The 16929-nt window shown below is 63.9% G+C and carries 15 protein-coding genes; 6 read left to right on the top strand and 9 right to left on the bottom strand.

Going from position 1 to position 16929, the window contains the following annotated elements; all coding sequences use genetic code 11:
• Positions 1–24: 24 nt before the first annotated feature.
• The 3 genes from ACCQ08_RS01095 to ACCQ08_RS01085 form a co-directional block, all read right to left on the bottom strand.
• Complete coding sequence (locus ACCQ08_RS01095) at positions 25–945, bottom strand: sulfurtransferase (protein WP_239811360.1); 921 nt, start codon at positions 943–945, stop codon at positions 25–27.
• 101 nt (positions 946–1046) lie between these two features.
• Entirely contained in the window at positions 1047–1928 is an 882-nt protein-coding gene (locus ACCQ08_RS01090) for a DMT family transporter (RefSeq protein WP_239811361.1), read from the bottom strand.
• A 262-nt stretch (positions 1929–2190) separates the two neighbouring features.
• The gene (locus tag ACCQ08_RS01085; protein ID WP_239811362.1) at positions 2191–3330 is read right to left on the bottom strand and encodes an aromatic ring-hydroxylating dioxygenase subunit alpha; all 1140 of its coding nucleotides are present in this window, start codon (positions 3328–3330) and stop codon (positions 2191–2193) included.
• 396 nt (positions 3331–3726) lie between these two features.
• On the opposite strand from ACCQ08_RS01085, the gene ACCQ08_RS01080 reads away from it, so the two are divergent.
• The 4 genes from ACCQ08_RS01080 (at position 3727) to ACCQ08_RS01065 (ending at position 8291) form a co-directional block, all read left to right on the top strand.
• Positions 3727–3984, top strand: a complete 258-nt coding sequence (locus ACCQ08_RS01080; protein ID WP_239811363.1) for an exodeoxyribonuclease VII small subunit — start codon at positions 3727–3729, stop codon at positions 3982–3984.
• A 9-nt stretch (positions 3985–3993) separates the two neighbouring features.
• Positions 3994–4902, top strand: coding sequence for a polyprenyl synthetase family protein (locus ACCQ08_RS01075; protein ID WP_239811364.1), 909 nt, complete (start codon positions 3994–3996; stop codon positions 4900–4902).
• 124 nt (positions 4903–5026) lie between these two features.
• On the top strand, positions 5027–6940 hold the full coding sequence (dxs, locus tag ACCQ08_RS01070) for a 1-deoxy-D-xylulose-5-phosphate synthase (protein WP_373448609.1): 1914 nt from the start codon (positions 5027–5029) through the stop codon (positions 6938–6940).
• A gap of 265 nt (positions 6941–7205) precedes the next feature.
• Positions 7206–8291 carry a TRAP transporter substrate-binding protein gene (locus ACCQ08_RS01065; protein ID WP_133858059.1) on the top strand — a complete coding sequence of 362 codons (1086 nt, stop codon included), beginning with the start codon at positions 7206–7208 and terminating at the stop codon, positions 8289–8291.
• A 258-nt stretch (positions 8292–8549) separates the two neighbouring features.
• Here ACCQ08_RS01065 and ACCQ08_RS01060 read toward each other — a convergent pair whose 3' ends face one another.
• A complete protein-coding gene (locus tag ACCQ08_RS01060) occupies positions 8550–10367 on the bottom strand; it encodes a TRAP transporter large permease subunit (protein WP_373448608.1) in 1818 nt (605 codons plus the stop codon).
• A 20-nt stretch (positions 10368–10387) separates the two neighbouring features.
• Positions 10388–11017: a TRAP transporter small permease subunit gene (locus ACCQ08_RS01055; RefSeq protein WP_230771442.1), complete on the bottom strand. Its 630-nt coding sequence runs from the start codon at positions 11015–11017 to the stop codon at positions 10388–10390.
• Between the two features lie 447 nt (positions 11018–11464).
• Between ACCQ08_RS01055 and ACCQ08_RS01050 the strand changes: the two genes are divergently transcribed.
• On the top strand, positions 11465–12085 hold the full coding sequence (locus ACCQ08_RS01050) for an OmpA family protein (RefSeq protein ID WP_373448607.1): 621 nt from the start codon (positions 11465–11467) through the stop codon (positions 12083–12085).
• Between the two features lie 81 nt (positions 12086–12166).
• Here ACCQ08_RS01050 and modC read toward each other — a convergent pair whose 3' ends face one another.
• The 3 genes from modC to modA form a co-directional block, all read right to left on the bottom strand.
• Positions 12167–13303, bottom strand: coding sequence for a molybdenum ABC transporter ATP-binding protein (gene modC / locus ACCQ08_RS01045; protein ID WP_373448606.1), 1137 nt, complete (start codon positions 13301–13303; stop codon positions 12167–12169).
• On the bottom strand, positions 13300–13998 hold the full coding sequence (modB, locus tag ACCQ08_RS01040) for a molybdate ABC transporter permease subunit (protein ID WP_239811369.1): 699 nt from the start codon (positions 13996–13998) through the stop codon (positions 13300–13302). Before modB ends, modC begins: the two co-directional genes overlap by 4 nt.
• Positions 13999–14207: 209 nt before the next feature.
• Positions 14208–14963 carry a molybdate ABC transporter substrate-binding protein gene (gene modA / locus ACCQ08_RS01035; RefSeq protein WP_373448605.1) on the bottom strand — a complete coding sequence of 252 codons (756 nt, stop codon included), beginning with the start codon at positions 14961–14963 and terminating at the stop codon, positions 14208–14210.
• A 178-nt stretch (positions 14964–15141) separates the two neighbouring features.
• Between modA and ACCQ08_RS01030 the strand changes: the two genes are divergently transcribed.
• Positions 15142–15972: a TOBE domain-containing protein gene (locus ACCQ08_RS01030; RefSeq protein ID WP_373448604.1), complete on the top strand. Its 831-nt coding sequence runs from the start codon at positions 15142–15144 to the stop codon at positions 15970–15972.
• A gap of 27 nt (positions 15973–15999) precedes the next feature.
• Here the strand turns inward: ACCQ08_RS01030 and ACCQ08_RS01025 are convergent, their stop codons facing one another.
• A complete protein-coding gene (locus ACCQ08_RS01025; RefSeq protein WP_373448603.1) occupies positions 16000–16881 on the bottom strand; it encodes a LysR family transcriptional regulator in 882 nt (293 codons plus the stop codon).
• Between the last annotated feature and the right edge of the window lie 48 nt (positions 16882–16929).

Here is a 16929-nt window from a genome sequence, read left to right as displayed (position 1 = left end):
AGGCTGGGAATCAGCAGCGATTCATCAGCCTCGCTCGACGGGGCGCGATGGGTCGCTGCACCATTCGCTCCAGCTGCCGGCGAACAGCGCCGTCGGCGCGTAGCCGGCAATCTCCATCGCCATCAAATTGGGCAATGCGCTGACCCCGCTGCCGCACTGGTGCACCACCGTCTGCGGATCGTGCCCGGCCAGCAGTGCCTCGAACTCGGCACGCAGCTCGGCAGCAGGTTTGAAGCGGCCGTCAGGTCCGATGTTCGTTGTGAACGGGCGGTTGAGCGCGCCAGGAATGTGGCCGGCCACCGGGTCCAGCGGTTCGACTTCCCCGCGGTAACGCGCCGGCGCACGCGCATCGATCACAGTCTGCTGTGCGCCCAGCGCCTGCTGCACCTCGCTGGCAGTCTTGAGCGTGCGCAGCGCCGGGCGCAGTTCAAAATTGCTTTGAAAATGGCTGGCAGGCTCGCCCGCCTCCACCGCACCACCCGCCGCCTGCCAGGCCTGCAGGCCGCCGTCGAGCACGGCCACGGCATCGTGGCCGGCCCATTTGAGCATCCACCACAGGCGGCCAGCATAGTTCACGCCATTGCGGTCGTAGACGACCGCCTGCATGTCGTTGCGAAAGCCGACCTGCGACAGCCACACCGCAAAGCGCTCCCGGCTGGGCAGCGGATGGCGGCCGCCGGAGGCTGGCGGGCCCAGGTCGGTGGCCGCAATGCTTTGGCCGTGGCTCAGGGCGCCATGCGGGGCGCTCAGGTCCTTGTCGAGATTGGCGTAGACGGCGCCCGCAATATGGGCCTGGGCAAACTGCTCGGCGCCAGCGGTTGGCTTGGTCAGGTCAAAGCTGCAGTCAAACACCATCACCTGCTGCGGGCTGGACTGCTGCAGCGCCTGCAGCTGGGTGACCGTGATCAGGGTGGTGTAGGCAGCGGTAAGGGGTGTGGTGGCCATGGCAGAGCTCCAGGAAGAATCTTGCAAACATTATGTGGCAGCGCCGCACCCGCTGCAGCCAACGCGGGCGGCGCCACTGCAGCCCAGGTTGCCGACCCGGATCAGCGCTTGCGCAGTACCGTCGCGACGATGCCGCTGCCGACGATCAAGGCCATGCCCATCCAGCCGATGGCCGGAATCTGGTCGCCAAAGACGACGATGCTGAACAGGCCCGCAAACACGATGCCTGAATACTGCAGGTTGGCGACGACCAGGGTGGCGCGGCGCGTCGTGGCCGATCCGTAGGCGCGCGTCATCGCCAGTTGCGCACCGGCGGCCAGGATGCCGACGGGGATCAGCCACAGCGCGGGCCAGCCGGGGAAGCTGGAGGTGCCGACAAACAAGGTGGCCAGGCCACCAGCGATGGCCGAACCCACGGCAAAGTAGAACACCACGCGCTGCTCGGGCTCGCCCATGCGCGACAAGGCCACCACCTGCATATAGGCAAAGGCCGAAATCAGCCCGGACATCAGCCCCACCAGACCGGCAAACATCTGGTCGGCCTCGATATTGGGGCGCAGCATCAGGATGACGCCGCAAAAGCCACTGATCACCGTCAGCACCAGTGGAATATTCAGCGCGGGCTGGTCGCCCTCGCCCTTGGGGCGCCAGGTGAGCAGGGCGCTGCCCACGACAAAGGCCGCTACCCAGAGGCTGCTCATATAGTTCAGGGTCATCGCGGTGGCCAGCGGGAGCTTGCCGATCGCATAGAACCACATGCCCATCGACGTGACGCCGATGCAGCTGCGCCAGGCATGCATCCGGGGGTAGCGGGTGGTCAGGGAGATATTCTGGCGCCGGGTGAGCCACCAGATCAGTGCCATGCTGATGAGCCCCCGGTAGAACACGATCTCGGCCGCGTTGAAATACACAGAGGCGAACTTGATGCACACGCCCATGAGTGCAAACATGAACGCAGCGGCCACCATCCAAAGGGCTTGCATGGGAAACTTCTAAATAAAAAAGCTGCTATCGCAAAGCGGAAGGGACCCTCTGCAAAACTCCCTGCCGTGGTCTGAACGCGGTCTCGGGCGATCCGCTGCGTTGTCTTTCTTGTCAATAGCTACGGCTATTGACTGCAAAAGACGCCTAGCGTCTCATCCCGATCCGCATCCATCCCGCTTGGCGAGGGTTATGCAAAGCGTCCCTGACAGCTATATAGGTCTAGAGCGGTCTAGATAGTTGGGAGTGCCTGGCTGTGGCAGATTACTTGTCTGGAACAGCGGCCTGCATCATACCCCGATACCACTCGTGGAAGTGCTGCATGCCGTCTTCCATAGGACTCTGGTAGGGGCCCACTTCGTTGTCGCCGCGCTCATACAAGGCCTTGCGGCCGGCATCCATGCGCTCGCCAATCTCGTCATCCTCGATGGCGGTTTCCATATAGGCGGCGCGCTGGGCCTGCACGAACTCAGGCTCGAAGGCGCTGATTTCCTCGGGGTAGTAGAACTCCACGACATTCAGGGTTCGGTCCACGCTCAGCGGGTGCAGGGTCGAGACCGTGAGCACATGCGGGTACCACTCCACCATGATGTGCGGGTAGTAAGTCAGCCAGATTGCGCCGTGTTCGGGCATTTTCCCGTCACGGTAGTTCAGCAGCACCTCGTGCCAGGTCTTGTAGATATCCGAGCCGGGCTTCGCAAAGGTGGGCGCCACGCCCACCGTCTGCACCGAGTACTCCTTGGCAAACTCCCATCTCAGGTCGTCGCAGGTGACGAAATTGCCCAGTCCGGGGTGGAAGGGGCCGACATGGTAGTCCTCCAGATAGACCTCGATGAAGGTCTTCCAGTTGTAGTTGCACTCATGCATCTCGACATGGTTGAGTACAAAGCCGTCAAAATTCAGTGCAGCGGCCGGGCCCATGTTGGCAAGGTCTGCCTGGATGTTGCGGCCGTTGTCCTCGAACAGCAAGCCATTCCATTCCTGCAACTTGTAGTTGTTCAGGTTGAGACAGGGGTCCTGGGCAAAATGCGGCGCGCCCAGCAGCTCGCCGCTGGGGCTGTAGGTCCAGCGGTGCAGCGGGCAGACGATGTTGCCGCCGGCGCTGCCTTTTTGCTGGTGATTGAGCGAGCCACGGCCCTTTAGCATCACCGCCTGGCGGTGGCGGCAGACGTTGGAGATCAGCTCGGCCTGGCCCGCAGCATTGCGCACCAGCGCGCGCCCTTCCTTCTCATGGGGCAGGGCGTAGTAGTCGCCAATCTCGGGAATCGCCAGCTGGTGGCCCACATACTTGGGACCGTTCTGGAAGATGGTTTGCATCTCGCGCTCGAACAGCGCTTGATCAAAGTAGCTTGAAACTGGAAGTTGGCTTGCGGCCTGCTGCAGTTGAAGACTTAAATCAGACATGGGTGACCTGACCTAAAGACTCCCCACAGGGAGGGTGCGTGTGCGCACGCTGAGAAAAAATAAAACCGGCAGCAACAACAAGGGATGGCCGGTTTCGCGAAAAATGGGATTATACCCAGTGGGGTTATTCCCGTTCCGTCCATGCGTGAATTGAGCCATGGCGACCTGGGTCGGCCACGTTTCATCCTCCCATCGACAGGCTGGCAATATTATCAAATTGATAGCTGTGGCCTCATATTTCACAATAGATCGCCGGGATCTTTTGTGGGAATTGGCCCCGGCCTGGGGTCCGCCGTCAGGCGGGCGGCGGCGGCTGCGCCCGCGTGTGCTTCTGCTGCGCCTAAAATCGAGCCTTTACATCCATGCACCAGGGCAAGCTGTTTGCCCTCTTTGCCCATGCCCAAGGCCACTGCTCCCAAGACGTCTGCCACGCCGGACCTGCCCGAACCCGACAACTACGAAAGTGCGCTGCAGGAGCTCGAAGGCCTGGTCGCCCGCATCGAATCGGGTCAGCTGCCATTGGGCGACATGCTGGCCGCCTACCAGCGGGGCGCTGTGCTGCTGGCCTTTTGCCGGGGCAAGCTCGAAGCGGTGCAGGACCAGATCAAAGTACTGGATGAGGGCCAGCTCAAGCCCTGGACCAGCGAGGAATAAGCGCTAACAATGACATCACCGCACGATAATTTTGCACTCTGGTGCAGCCAGGAACTTGCCCGCGTGGAGGATGCCCTCACACTGTGGATTGCTGCCGATGCCCCGGCCAACCTGGGCGAGCCGATGCGCTACGCTGTGCTCGATGGCGGCAAGCGCCTGCGCCCGCTGCTGGTGCTGGCAGCGGCCCAGGCCGCTGGCAGCCTGGCCGCAGGCCCCGCCGAGGCGGCCTTGCGCGCTGGCTGTGCGGTAGAGTTGATCCATGCCTACTCGCTGGTGCATGACGACATGCCCTGCATGGACGATGATGTGCTGCGCCGAGGCAAGCCAACGGTCCATGTGCAGTTCGGCCAGGCCCAGGCACTGCTGGCCGGCGACGCATTGCAGGCGCTGGCTTTTGAACTGCTGGTGCCCGAAGGCAGTGCCATCCCCGATGCAGTGCAGGCGCGCCTGTGCCGGCAGCTGGCGCTGGCGGCAGGCTACAACGGCATGGCTGGTGGCCAGGCGATCGACCTGGCCAGCGTCGGCAAGCAGCTCAGCCGCGAGCAGCTCCAGCAGATGCACAAGCTCAAGACAGGTGCGCTGCTCCAGGCCAGCGTCGAAATGGGCGCTACCTGCGCAGGTATCCAGGGCGCGGCCCTGGTCGCGCTGCAGCAATACGGCGCCGCGCTGGGGCTGGCCTTCCAGGTGATCGACGATGTGCTCGATGTGGTGGCCGACTCTGCGACGCTGGGCAAAACGGCCGGCAAGGATGCCGACCACGGCAAACCCACCTATGTGTCGCTGATGGGCTTGCAGGCTGCCCGTGACTACGCCCATGAGTTGCTGGCCGAGGCCCAGCAGGCGCTGGCGGGCAGCGGCCTGCCGCAGACGGCTGCGCTGGCGGCGCTCGCCGACATGGTGGTGCGCCGCAGCCATTGAGTAGGCCAAATGCGCCTGTGACCGCTTAACCGGCGTCAAGGCGCTAACATAGCCCCTTGCCATTCCAGTAAAAAAACTGCGCGGATGCTTCCGAGGTATGCGTAGCAAGTGACCAAACCATAGTATGTCCACGAAGACCTTTCCCCTGCTAGCCACCGTCAACGATCCGGCGGATCTGCGCAAGATGTCGCGCGCCGAACTCAAGACGCTGGCGCGTGAGCTGCGGGAGTTTGTGCTCGAGAGCGTGTCCAAGACCGGGGGGCACCTGAGCTCCAACCTGGGCACGGTGGAGCTGACGATCGCGTTGCATGCCGTCTATGACACGCCCCACGACCGCTTTGTCTGGGATGTGGGCCACCAGACCTACCCGCACAAGATCCTGACGGGCCGGCGCGACCGCATGCAGGGTCTGCGCCAGTGGGGTGGCATCTCGGGGTTCCCGCTGCGCAGCGAAAGTGAATACGACGCGTTCGGCACGGCCCACTCGTCGACCAGCATCTCGGCGGCACTGGGCATGGCCGAGGCCTTCAAGATCAAGGGCAGCGATCACCAGGCCGTCGCCATCATTGGGGATGGGGCGATGACCGCCGGTATGGCCTTCGAGGCGCTGAACAACGCCGGGGTCAGTGATGCGAACTTGCTGGTGATCCTCAACGACAACGACATGAGCATCAGCCCGCCGGTGGGCGCGCTCAACCGCTACCTGGCGCAACTGATGAGCGGCCAGTTCTATGCCAAGGCGCGCGACGTGGGCAAGAGCGTGCTCAAGCAGGTACCGCCGCTCTTGGAGCTGGCCAAGCGCCTGGAGCAGCAGGCCAAGGGCATGGTGGTGCCTGCCACGTTGTTCGAGAACTTCGGCTTCAACTACATCGGCCCCATCGATGGCCATGACCTCGATTCGCTGATCCCGACATTGGAAAACATTCGCCAGCTCAAGGGCCCGCAGTTTCTGCATGTGGTCACCAAAAAAGGCCAGGGCTACAAGCTGGCCGAGGCCGATCCGGTGGCCTACCACGGCCCAGGCAAGTTCGACCCGGCCATCGGCCTGGTCAAGCCCGCGACGCCACCCAAGCCGACCTTCACCCAGGTGTTTGGCCACTGGCTGTGTGACATGGCAGCGCAGGACGAGCGCCTGGTGTCGATCACGCCGGCGATGCGCGAAGGCTCGGGCATGGTCGAGTTTGAAAAACGCTTTCCCAAGCGCTATTTCGATGTCGGCATCGCCGAGCAGCACAGCGTCACCTTCGCCGCCGGTCTGGCCTGCGAAGGGCTCAAGCCCGTGGTTGCCATCTACTCGACTTTCCTGCAGCGCGGCTATGACCAGCTGATCCACGATGTGGCACTGCAAAACCTGCCCGTGGTGTTTGCGCTGGACCGTGCCGGCCTGGTGGGTGCCGATGGCGCCACCCATGCCGGCAATTACGACATCGCCTTTACCCGCGCCATTCCCAACATGAGCGTGGCCTGCCCGGCCGATGAGCGCGAATGCCGCCAGCTGCTGAGCACCGCTTTTGCTCAGAACCACCCGGTGACGGTGCGCTACCCGCGCGGCTCCGGGGCCGGTGTGGCCCCGCTCGAATCACTGGAAGGCCTGCCCTTTGGCAAGGGCGAGATCCGCCGCCAGGCCCAGCCTGCTGTGGCGGGCCGTCCGCGCATCGCCATCCTGGCCTTTGGCAGCTTGCTCTACCCGGCCTTGCAGGCGGGTGAGGCGCTGAACGCCAGCGTGGTGAACATGCGCTGGGCCAAGCCGCTCGATACCGAGCTGCTGCAGCAGGTGGCGCAAAGCCATGAGGCCCTGGTCACCGTCGAGGATGGCTGCCTGATGGGCGGTGCCGGCAGCGCCGTGCTCGAGGCGCTGCAGCAACTGCACATCGATGTGCCGGTGCTGCAGCTGGGTCTGCCTGATGTCTTTATCGAGCATGGCGACCCCGTCAAGCTGATGGCCATGCAGGGCCTTGATGCCGCCGGTATCGAGCGCAGCATTCGCGAGCGCTTTGCGGTGCCGCAGGCCGCATCCGGCCAGACCGCTGCGGCCTGATCTGCCGCCAGGCCCGCGCCTGGCGCATAGCGGCAAGCCCGGTCATGGTGTACCGGGCTTTTTGTTGCCTGCGAAAGCGGTGCGCCGGCGCCGCCGCTGGGTCTGCCTCGCTTGTGGCGCAATGCGGACAAAATCCAGGTCCTACGCTGGGGAAAACCCGCTGAAGTCACTTCTGCAACCATTTCTACAATTTGCAAAGCTAAAAGCGGCATGCGCCTATGGCAGGATAGCTACCTTTACTTTCTACAAATACTTGGAGACATACATGGATCGTCGTTCGCTTATCAAAAATGCCGGTATTGCTGGCGTGCTGGCTGCTGGCGTAGCGCCGGCGGTGCATGCGCAGGCGGCAGTGCGCTGGCGCCTGGCGTCGAGCTTCCCCAAGTCGCTTGACACCATCTTCGGTTCTGCTGAAAAGCTGTCCTCGGCCGTCAAGGCCATGTCGGGCGGCAAGTTTGAAATCTCGGTCCACCCCGCAGGCGAGCTGATGCCCGCGTTCGGCGTGGTTGATGCGCTGCAGGGCGACACCATCGACATGGCCCAGACGGCCGCCTACTACTTCACCGGCAAGGACCCGATCTTCGCATTCAGCTGCGCGGTGCCCTTTGGCCTGACCACCCTGCAGATGGCGGGCTGGAAGGACCACGGCAACGGCCGCAAGCTGCTCGACGCGTTCTTTGAAAAGTACAACTTCAAGACCGCATCGGCCGGCAACACCACCACCCAGATGGGCGGCTGGTACCGCAAGGAAATCAAGACCGTGGCCGACTTGAAGGGCCTGAAGATGCGCATGGGCGGCGGCGTGTTCGGCGAGGCCATGGCCAAGCTGGGCGTGGTGGCGCAGAACATGCCTGCCGGCGACGTCTACCAGGCGCTGGAAAAGGGCACCCTGGACGCCGTGGAATTCGTCGGTCCTTACGACGATGAAAAGCTGGGCTTCAACAAGGTCGCGCCGTTCTACTACTACCCCGGTTGGTGGGAAGGCTCGGCCGATCTGGAGTTCTTCATCAACATCAAGAAGTACAACGCGCTGTCGCCCGAGAACAAGGCTATTCTGGATGCCGCCACCCGCGTGGCAGCGGCCGACATGACCGCCAAGTACCAGGTGCTCAACCCCATCGCGCTGAAGAACCTGGTCGCCAACAAGACCCAGCTCAAGCCTTTCTCGAAGGAGTTGATGGACGCCGGCTTCAAGGCCTCGATGGAAACCTTTGCCGAGCATGAGGCCCGCTCGCCCGAGTTCAAGAAGATCCACCAGGACATGCGCGCCTTCCAGAAGGACCAGATCCTGTGGAACCGCTTCTCCGAGTACCCATTCAACCAGTACATGGCCCAGGTCAAACTGCCCTGATAGCCGCTGGCGCCGGGCCTCTAGAGGCTTGGCAGTGCAAGGTGAGAGCCGCAGCTTGCTGCGGCTTTTTTGCGTCTGTGGCGGGAAGGCATGGCCGCCTCCGTGTGGTGCACAGCAAGCGGGAGCAGTTCTTCGTGCCGGATGTTCTGCATGCCGCAGGAGCCGGCACGGTGCGGCACATGGAAGCCATGCACAGCCCGAGACGGCCATAAAAAAACCCTGGCAAGCCAGGGTTCCAAGGGTGTGGGGCCAATGCCCTTATTTGCTTTCAGCCGGGGCGGCTCCCAGCGAGTCCTGCAAGGCCTTGGCCGGGTCGTCCGAGCCATAGCCTTCTGCCGCTGGCGCAGGGGCTGCGCCCGCTGCACCCGCGTCAGCGGGGGCATCCGGGGTCGCAAACGGGTTGTCTGCGCCGTAGCCGCCATCGTGGCCGCCCAGCTGGTCCAGCATCTGCGCGTCGATCTTCTGCATGTCGACGACCACCGGTTTGTCGAGCGCGCCGGTGACGATGCCGGGGAATGCGATCAGCACACCCACCATGACCAGCTGGATCAGCACAAATGGCACGGCGCCCTTGTAGATCTGCATCGTGGTCACCGGCTCGATGACCTTATGCGTGACACGGTCCACATACTGCTTGTCCGGCGCCACCGAGCGCAGGAAGAACAGTGCAAAGCCGAATGGCGGGTGCATGAACGAAGTCTGCATGTTGACCGCCAGCAGCACACCGAACCAGATCAGGTCGATGCCCATTTTGTCGGCCACCGGTCCGAGCAGCGGCACAACGATGAAGGACAGCTCGAAGTAGTCCAGGAAGAACGCCAGGAAGAAGATCATGATGTTGACCACGATCAGGAAGCCGGTCTGGCCGCCTGGCAGGCTGGTCAGCAGATGTTCCACCCACTTGGGGCCGTCAGCGGCCTGGAACACCAGGCTGAAGGTCGTCGCGCCAATCATGATGAACATCACAAAGCTGGCGAGCTTGGTGGTTGAGCCCAGCGCCTGCTTGAGCAGGTTCATGTTCAGGCGCTTGCGGGCAAAGCCCATGATCAGGGCAGCCATCGCACCCATCGCGCCGCCTTCGGTAGGGGTGGCGATGCCCAGGAAGATGGTGCCCAGCACCAGGAAGATCAGCAGCAGTGGCGGGATCAGCACAAAGGTCACGCGCTCGGCCAGCTTGGACAGCAGCCCCAGCTTGAAGATGCGGTTGATCGACGCGATCACGAAGGCAATGAACGTACCGCCGCACATGGCCGTCACGATCTTTTCGTCGGTGGCCACATCGGTGACCAGCTTGCCTTCCCACCAGGTGTGGATGTCGGCCATATGGTTGGCCAGGAAGATCGCCACAATGGTCGACAGGCCCATCACGACGATCAGCGAGGTGTAGCCGGCGTTGCCATTGGCTTCGCGGTAGATGCGGGCTTCAACGGGCAGCGCCGGCACCAGCTTGGGCTTGAAGATCGCCAGAAAGGCCACCCACAGCACATACAGACCCATCAGCATGAAGCCGGGGATGAAGGCGCCCTTGTACATGTCGCCCACGCTCTTGCCCAGTTGGTCGGCCATCAGGATCAGCACCAGCGATGGGGGAATGATCTGGGCCAGCGTGCCCGAGGCGGCAATCACGCCCGAGGCCAGGCGCCGGTCATAGCCATAGCGCAGCATGATGGGCAGCGAGATCAGGCCCATCGAGATGACCGATGCGGCCACCACGCCGGTGGTGGCGGCCAGCAGTGCGCCGACAAAGATCACGGCGAGCGCCAGACCGCCCCGGATCGGGCCAAAAACCTGGCCCACCGTGTCGAGCAAGTCCTCGGCCATGCCGCTGCGCTCCAGTATCAAACCCATCAAAGTGAAAAAGGGCACGGCCAGCAAGGTGTCGTTCGCCATGATGCCGATCAGGCGCTGGGGCAGCCAGGCCATCACCGACGAGGGGAAGACATTGAGCTCGATGCCGATAAAGCCGAACATCAGGCCGGCAGCGCCCAGGCTGAACGCCACCGGGAAGCCGAGCAGCAGGAAGACGATCAGGCCCGCGAACATGATCGGGGCGTAGTTGGTAACGATAAAGTCCATGTGAGGTCCTCTGGCCGGCCTTAGACCTGGCGCGCGGCAGCTTGGGCTGCGGCGGCCTGCGCCTGCTTGATTTCAGCTTCGGCACGCAGTGCCTCTGCCAGCTCTTCCTCGGCGCTCTTGTCGCTGAGCTTGCCCATTGGATCGGGGCCGTCGCCGGTCAAAAAGGCGATGCGCTTGACCAGCTCGGACAGGCCCTGCAGCATCAGCAAGGTGATCCCGACAGGAATGGCGGCCCATACGGGCCAGCGGATCAGGCCGCCCGGGTTGCCGGACATTTCACCGGACTGGTACATCTGAATGACCACGGGCATGCTCAGCCACAGAATGGTCAGGCACAGCGGCGTCAGGAACAGCGCAAAGCCGATGATGTCGATCCAGACCTGCTTGGTCTTGGACAGGCGCGAGTTGATCACATCGATGCGGACATGCTCCCGGTGCAGCAAGGTGTAGCCGGCGGCCAGCAGAAAGGACCACGCGAACAGGTACCACTGCACTTCCAGAAAAGCGTTGGAACTGGCGTCAAAGGCCTTGCGGACAATGGCATTGGCCGCGCTGATGAAGGTGGCGGCAAAGATCAGCCATATCGAATATTTGCCGACGAAGGCGTTGAGCCTGTCTATGGCCCTGGATAGGGCGAGTAAAGCCTGCATGGTGTCTCCAATGGTTGGCTAGTCCTGTAATAAGTGCTCAATGCTGGTAAGCAAATGCACTTTTTCGAAAAGCACTGATTTTACGAATAACTATGCCTTTTGCCCTACAAATTGACGCGCCGATGTTGCGAACAGGAGCAAGGAAGAAAATTTTTTTGTGCGCCTGCCGCAAAATCAAGGGTAACTACTAGTGGGGCGGCATGGTGTCGGCATGTGCTGCTATCTATTTTCAAGCGACCAGCATGTACTCGCCACCGGTCAGACCCGTAGATCGCGGTCGCCGGGGGCGTTCGCCATCGCTGCCGGTTCGACACGCAGGCGCGGTGCTGCCATGTACAATCTCGCGCGTACCTGGCAGCAGCGGCGGAGCTCTTGGGGGCTTGGCCTGCTGCCAAAACATTTTCTTTTTCTGTCTTTTTACGCACTACGGGTGCCTGGAGTCTGACCGTGAGTTCTTCGCAAAATAATGACGGTGATGAGCGCTTTGCCTTGGGCCTGGTTTTTGCCCTGATCATTTTGGTGGTGTTGGGTGTCGTGTGGTTCGGTGCTTACAAGGGCATCCATGGTGCCAAGTCCGGCAACGCCGCCGTGACCGCCACGGCCGATGGCGCCAAGCGCGGTGCGGTGCTGGGCGGTACCGTACCAGCCGTGGCTGCCGCACGTGCTGCTGAGGCGGCCAATGCCGCTGGCGCGGCTGGCGCTGCTGCTGCCAACGGCTCTGCCGTGGTTGCCGACGACGCCGCCGCCGTGGTCATCGAAAACGGTGTGGTCAAGTTCTACTTCGCCACGGCCAAGGCCGAGCTGGCTGCGGGCGCCAACGAAGCGCTGGTGGACGTGATCGCTGGCGTCAAAGCCGGTCAACGTGCGGTTATCTCGGGCTACACCGATGCCACCGGCGACGCTGACAAGAACGCCGAGCTGGCCAAGCAACGCGCCTTTGCCGTGCGTGACGCGCTGCTGGCCCTGGGCGTGACCGAAGACAAGCTGGAGCTGAAGAAGCCCGAAGCGGTGGAAAACGCTGGCAACAATGCCCAAGCCCGCCGCGTGGAAGTGGTGCTGGCCCCTTAAACGGCCCCACCTGGAACGATAAAGCCCGGATGCGTCCGGGCTTTTTTTGTTGTTGGCGCCAGGCGCCAGAGGCTCTTGCGGTCAGCGCAAGACCGCGACGCCCTTGAGCTGGGCATGCACGAGCAGGCCCGGCGTCAGCTGCAACAGGCGCGCCGAGCGGGCAGACACCAGTGCCAGCAGATGGGGCGCGCCGTCCGCGCCACCGGGCGCCAGGCGCAACTGCACCAGCACCTGGCCCGGGCTGCTGGCCTGCATTGCCGTCACCACGGCCGGCAGGCTGTTGAGGATGGAACTGCCCGCCTGTGGCATCAACGACAGGCTGACATCGCGTGCCATGACCCGCAGACGCAGGCGCTCACCTTGCTGGTAGTGGGCATCGGCCTGCGTCCAGTGCAATTGCTGTGGGGGGGTGCCCGGTATCTGCATCGACCACAGGTGGTCCTGCGTATCGTGGCCGCAGACCAGGCCTTCCAGGATGCTGGCCTGCTGTGCATCGGGCAAGGTTTTCGCAAGCGGTGTATCGAGCTGGCTCAGCAGCTCTGCCACCGGCCCTTGTGCGACCACACGGCCCGCCTGCAGCAGCACCACCTGGTCGGCCAGGCGGCCCACTTCGTCGATCGAGTGGCTGACATAAAGAATCGGCAGTTGGAGCTGCGCGCTGAGCTGGTCGAGGTAGGGCAGCACCTCGGCCTTGCGCTCGGCATCCAGCGCGGCCAGCGGCTCGTCCATCAGCAGCACGCGCGGGCTGGTGGCCAGCGCACGGGCAATGGCCACCCGCTGGCGCTCACCACCCGACAAGGTCGCGGGCTTGCGCGCCAGCAGCGGGCCAATGCCCAGCAGTTCCACCAGCCGCTCCAGTTGCACGCGCTGGCGCGCCGCCGGTGTGCGGCGCAGGCCGTAGCGGATGTTGTCATGGGCGCTCAGGTGCGGGAACAGGCTCGCCTCCTGAAAGACATAGCCCAGCGCGCGTTGGTGCGTGGGCAGCCAGTGGTGGCTGTCGTCGTCCTGCCAGCGCTCGCCATTGACAGAGACCTCGCCCTGGGCGCGTTCCAGCCCGGCGATGGCGCGCAGGCAACTGGTCTTGCCGCAGCCCGAGGGGCCAAACAGCGCGGTGACACCCTGGCCGGGCAGCTGCAGATCGACCTGCAGCTGGAACGAGGCGCGCTGCAGCTGCAGGCGCGCGTGAATGCCGTTATCAGTGTTCTGGACTTGCGTCATAGCGGGCTCGCGTGGTTCTTGTCCCGGGGTTGCAGCCATTGCAGCGCCACCAGCACCACAAAGGCAAACACCACCATGCCACCCGCCAGCCAGTGCGCCTGGGTGTATTCCAGTGCTTCCACGTGGTCATAGATCTGTACCGAAACCACGCGCGTCTTGCCAGGGATATTGCCGCCCAGCATCAGCACGATGCCGAACTCACCGACGGTATGGGCAAAGGTCAGTACGGCAGCGGTGATGAAGCCGGGGCGCGCCAGCGGCAGCGCCACGCTGAAGAAGCTGTCGATGCGGCTTGCGCCCAGGGTGGCGGCCACTTCCAATGGGCGGCGGCCCAGGCCCTCGAATGCCCGCTGCAGCGGCTGCACTGCGAAGGGCAGCGAATAGACCAGCGAACCCACCACCAGCCCGGTAAAGGTAAACGGCAGATAGCCCAGGCCCAGCGCGTGGGTGAGCTGGCCCAGCGGGCCGTTGGGGCCCATCGTGATGAGCAGGTAGAAGCCAATCACCGTGGGGGGCAGCACCAGCGGCAATGTCACCACCGCACCGATGGGGCCGCGCCAGCGCGATGGCGTATGCGCCAGCCACCAGGCCAGCGGCGTGGCCAGCACCAGCAGCAAGATCGTCGTGAAGCTGGCGAGCTCAAGCGTCAGCCAGATGGCGGCCCAATCGTCGGGGCTGAGAAAGGAAGTACTCACGGCAGGCGGGGGCTAGCAAGGTGGCAACAAGGGGGAGGGCGCTGCGCCCATGGTGCACGCTCAGCGCGGGCGCGGCAAGCGGAATGTGTAGCCGGGCCCACGCGCTGAAGCCGCTGGCTCGCGGGTGGCATAAGGGCTGGCCGCTCAGCTTCCGTCTGGCTGACCAGGACCGGCCAGCGTGCGGGCGGGCCGCGTTCTCCACCCGTCTCTTAAAACGCGTAGCCGTAGGATTGGATGATCGCGCGCGCCTTGTCACCCTTGAGGTATTGCATCAAGGCAGTAGCGGCAGCATTGTCCTTGGCGCTGTTGAGCAAGACCGCGTCCTGGCGGATGGGTTCATGCATGGCCGATGGAACGATCCAGGCCGAGCCCTCGCGCAGCTTGCCGTCTTCCATCACCTGCGACAGCGCCACAAAGCCCAGCTGGGCATTGCCACTGGCTGCGAACTGGTAGGTCTGGCCAATGTTCTCGCCTTGCACGATCTTCGGCGTCACCACGTCGGTCAGGCCCAGGTGTTGGAGCGTTTCCATCGCGGCCAGGCCGTAGGGGGCCAGCTTGGGGTTGGCGATGGCGATGTGGCGGTAGTCGCCAGTCTTGAGCACGGCGCCGGTGTCGTCCACATAGCCTGCCTGCTTGCTCCACAGCACCAACTGGCCAATCGCGTAGGTGAAGCGGCTGGCGGCCACGCCCTTGCCTTCCTGGGCCAGCTTGGCCGGTGTCGTGTCGTCGGCGGCCAGCAAAATGCCAAATGGCGCACCGTTGTTGATCTGCGCATAGAACTTGCCGGTGGCGCCAAACGACAGCACCGCCTTATGGCCGCTGTCCTTTTCGAACGCGGCGGCAATCTTTTGCATCGGCGCGGTGAAATTGGCAGCGACGGCCACCGAGACTTCGTCGGCATGGGCACCGGTTGCGAAGGCTGCCAACAGGGACAGGGCGAGAGGGGCAAGGCGGTGTGCGGTCATGGCAGTCATCAAATCGCTATTCTGTTAATGAATAGCGCGAGTGTAACGAGATTGCGGGGACCTGCCAAATGGTGGGGGGCATAGGCCGCCGCGTTGCCACGCTATTGCGCGAGTAGCATTTCTGGTGTGGCGATATGGGCATCTGCACCGGGTGGTAAAGCATGCGAAGATTCGCGCCATGATTCCCCAAGCATCGCTCGCCGCCGCGCTCTCCGAGAAGCGCTCTGACCGCCGCATCGACGTGCTGCGCCATATCCAGGATTGCGGCTCCATCTCGGAGGCCGCGCGCCGCGTGGGCATCAGCTACAAGGCGGCCTGGCAAGCCTTGGATACCTTGTCCAACCTGGCAGGCGTGGAGCTGGTGCAGCGCAGCGTGGGTGGCAGGGGCGGCGGGGGCGCCCAGCTCACGGCCGATGCGTTGCTGCTGCTCGAAGCGGCCAATGCCATGGGCCAGGCCCGCGAGCAATTGCATGTGCAGCTGGAGCATGCGCGGCAACTGCCTGTGGCCGCAGACCCCCAGGTGCGCACTGCCGGGGCTGCAGGCATCTCCGTCGCCACCACCTTGGCGCGTTTGCAGGTGATGACCAGCATGCGCAACCAATGGCCCTGCGTGGTGGCCCAGCTCAGCCGCAGCGGCCCGCTGGTTCAGGTCCAGCTGCAGGGCGCCGCTGCCGGGGCGCAGTTTGGTCTGCAATCCCACATCACCGACGAGAGCGCGCAGCTGCTGGGCCTGCGCCAGGGCTTACCGGTGCTGGCCATGTGCAAGGCCACCGCAGTGACGGTGCAGGCCGCATCCGGGGCCACCGCGCTGGCGCCGGGCGGCAATGGCTGGCAGGGCGCCGTCACGCGTGCCACGAGGGGTGGCACGGTCCAGGAGCTGGCCGTGCGCCTGCAGTCCGGCGTGCAGCTGGTGGGTTTCAGCCGCCAGGCATCGTCGCTGCGTGTGCGTTCTGCGGTGCAGGTGACGGTGGAGCCCTCGGCCGTGGTGATTGCGCTGAGCGGGGAGTAACTGGCCTGCTCCTGGCACCCAGGCGCCTTACTCCATCACCAGGCGCTTGCGGGCTTTTCGGGTGGACTCGACGAAGGCTGCCGCTGCGGGCGATAGCCGGTCAAAGCGCAGCGCTGCCAGCGCGATGTGGCGGTGGTTGCGCGGCGCCAGCGGGCGGTAGACGACGCCGGCCGGTGGCGCAGGCAGTGCCAGGCGCGCGGCAATCGTCAGCGCATCGCCTTGGGCGACAAAGCCCATCATCGAGCTGAGTTGTTCAAACCGGTACAAGGTGTTGGGCACCGAGCCCTCCTCGCCCAGAAAGGCATCGACCCGGGGCCCCGAGCCTGCGGAGGTGCGGATAAAGGGCTGGCCATGGAAATCCAGCGCGCTGATGCTGGCCTTCTGGGCCAGGGGGTGCGCCGCAGGCAGCACGGCCACCAGCTCGTCTTCGAGCAGCGCTACGGTGTCAAAACGCTCATCGGGCAAGACCACAAAGCCCAGCTCCACGCGGCGCTCCAGCAGCCACTGCAGCACCACACTGTCCACTGCTTCTTCGATATGCACTTCGACCAGCGGATGCGCCTGCCGAAAGGCTGCCAGCAACTGCGGCAGCAGGCGCAGCGAGGAGGTCGCGCCAAACGACGCGATATGCAGGCGCCCGCGTGCCACGCCCTGCGCAGCCTGTGCTTCCTGCAGCAGTGCTTCTTGCTGCTGCAGCATGTCCTGGGCGCGCACCAGCAGGCGGCTGCCGACCTCCGTCAGGCTGACCGCTGCGCCGTCGCGGCTGAACAGGCTGACGCACCAAGCAGCCTCGAGCTGCTTGATCGCATGGCTCACCCCGCTTTGCGAGATGCCGAGCGCCGCTGCGGCGCGGGAAAAACTGCCCACCTTGGCCAGGGTGGCAAACACGTGGAGCTGGGTGAAGGTCATGGCGGAAACCAGGTACATGGCCTATGAGTATTTGCTCATTCGACCATC

The sequence above is a fragment of the Comamonas sp. SY3 genome, from assembly GCF_041730275.1.
In the GTDB taxonomy this organism is placed as follows: Bacteria; Pseudomonadota; Gammaproteobacteria; order Burkholderiales; family Burkholderiaceae_C; genus Comamonas; species Comamonas sediminis.
Note: the sequence above shows the minus strand (reverse complement) of the source record. Positions and strands in the feature narration are given on the sequence as shown.

Bases quoted from the DNA above. Each gene is read 5' to 3' on its own strand.
- ACCQ08_RS01025 (WP_373448603.1), bottom strand. From the start codon at position 16,881: ATGACCTTCACCCAGCTCCACGTGTTTGCCACCCTGGCCAAGGTGGGC.
- ACCQ08_RS01090 (WP_239811361.1), bottom strand. From the start codon at position 1,928: ATGCAAGCCCTTTGGATGGTGGCCGCTGCGTTCATGTTTGCACTCATG.
- ACCQ08_RS01065 (WP_133858059.1), top strand. From the start codon at position 7,206: ATGGATCGTCGTTCGCTTATCAAAAATGCCGGTATTGCTGGCGTGCTG.
- ACCQ08_RS01080 (WP_239811363.1), top strand. From the start codon at position 3,727: ATGCCCAAGGCCACTGCTCCCAAGACGTCTGCCACGCCGGACCTGCCC.
- ACCQ08_RS01095 (WP_239811360.1), bottom strand. From the start codon at position 945: ATGGCCACCACACCCCTTACCGCTGCCTACACCACCCTGATCACGGTC.
- ACCQ08_RS01075 (WP_239811364.1), top strand. From the start codon at position 3,994: ATGACATCACCGCACGATAATTTTGCACTCTGGTGCAGCCAGGAACTT.
- ACCQ08_RS01085 (WP_239811362.1), bottom strand. From the start codon at position 3,330: ATGTCTGATTTAAGTCTTCAACTGCAGCAGGCCGCAAGCCAACTTCCA.
- ACCQ08_RS01055 (WP_230771442.1), bottom strand. From the start codon at position 11,017: ATGCAGGCTTTACTCGCCCTATCCAGGGCCATAGACAGGCTCAACGCC.
- dxs (WP_373448609.1), top strand. From the start codon at position 5,027: ATGTCCACGAAGACCTTTCCCCTGCTAGCCACCGTCAACGATCCGGCG.
- ACCQ08_RS01030 (WP_373448604.1), top strand. From the start codon at position 15,142: ATGATTCCCCAAGCATCGCTCGCCGCCGCGCTCTCCGAGAAGCGCTCT.
- modA (WP_373448605.1), bottom strand. From the start codon at position 14,963: ATGACCGCACACCGCCTTGCCCCTCTCGCCCTGTCCCTGTTGGCAGCC.
- ACCQ08_RS01060 (WP_373448608.1), bottom strand. From the start codon at position 10,367: ATGGACTTTATCGTTACCAACTACGCCCCGATCATGTTCGCGGGCCTG.
- modC (WP_373448606.1), bottom strand. From the start codon at position 13,303: ATGACGCAAGTCCAGAACACTGATAACGGCATTCACGCGCGCCTGCAG.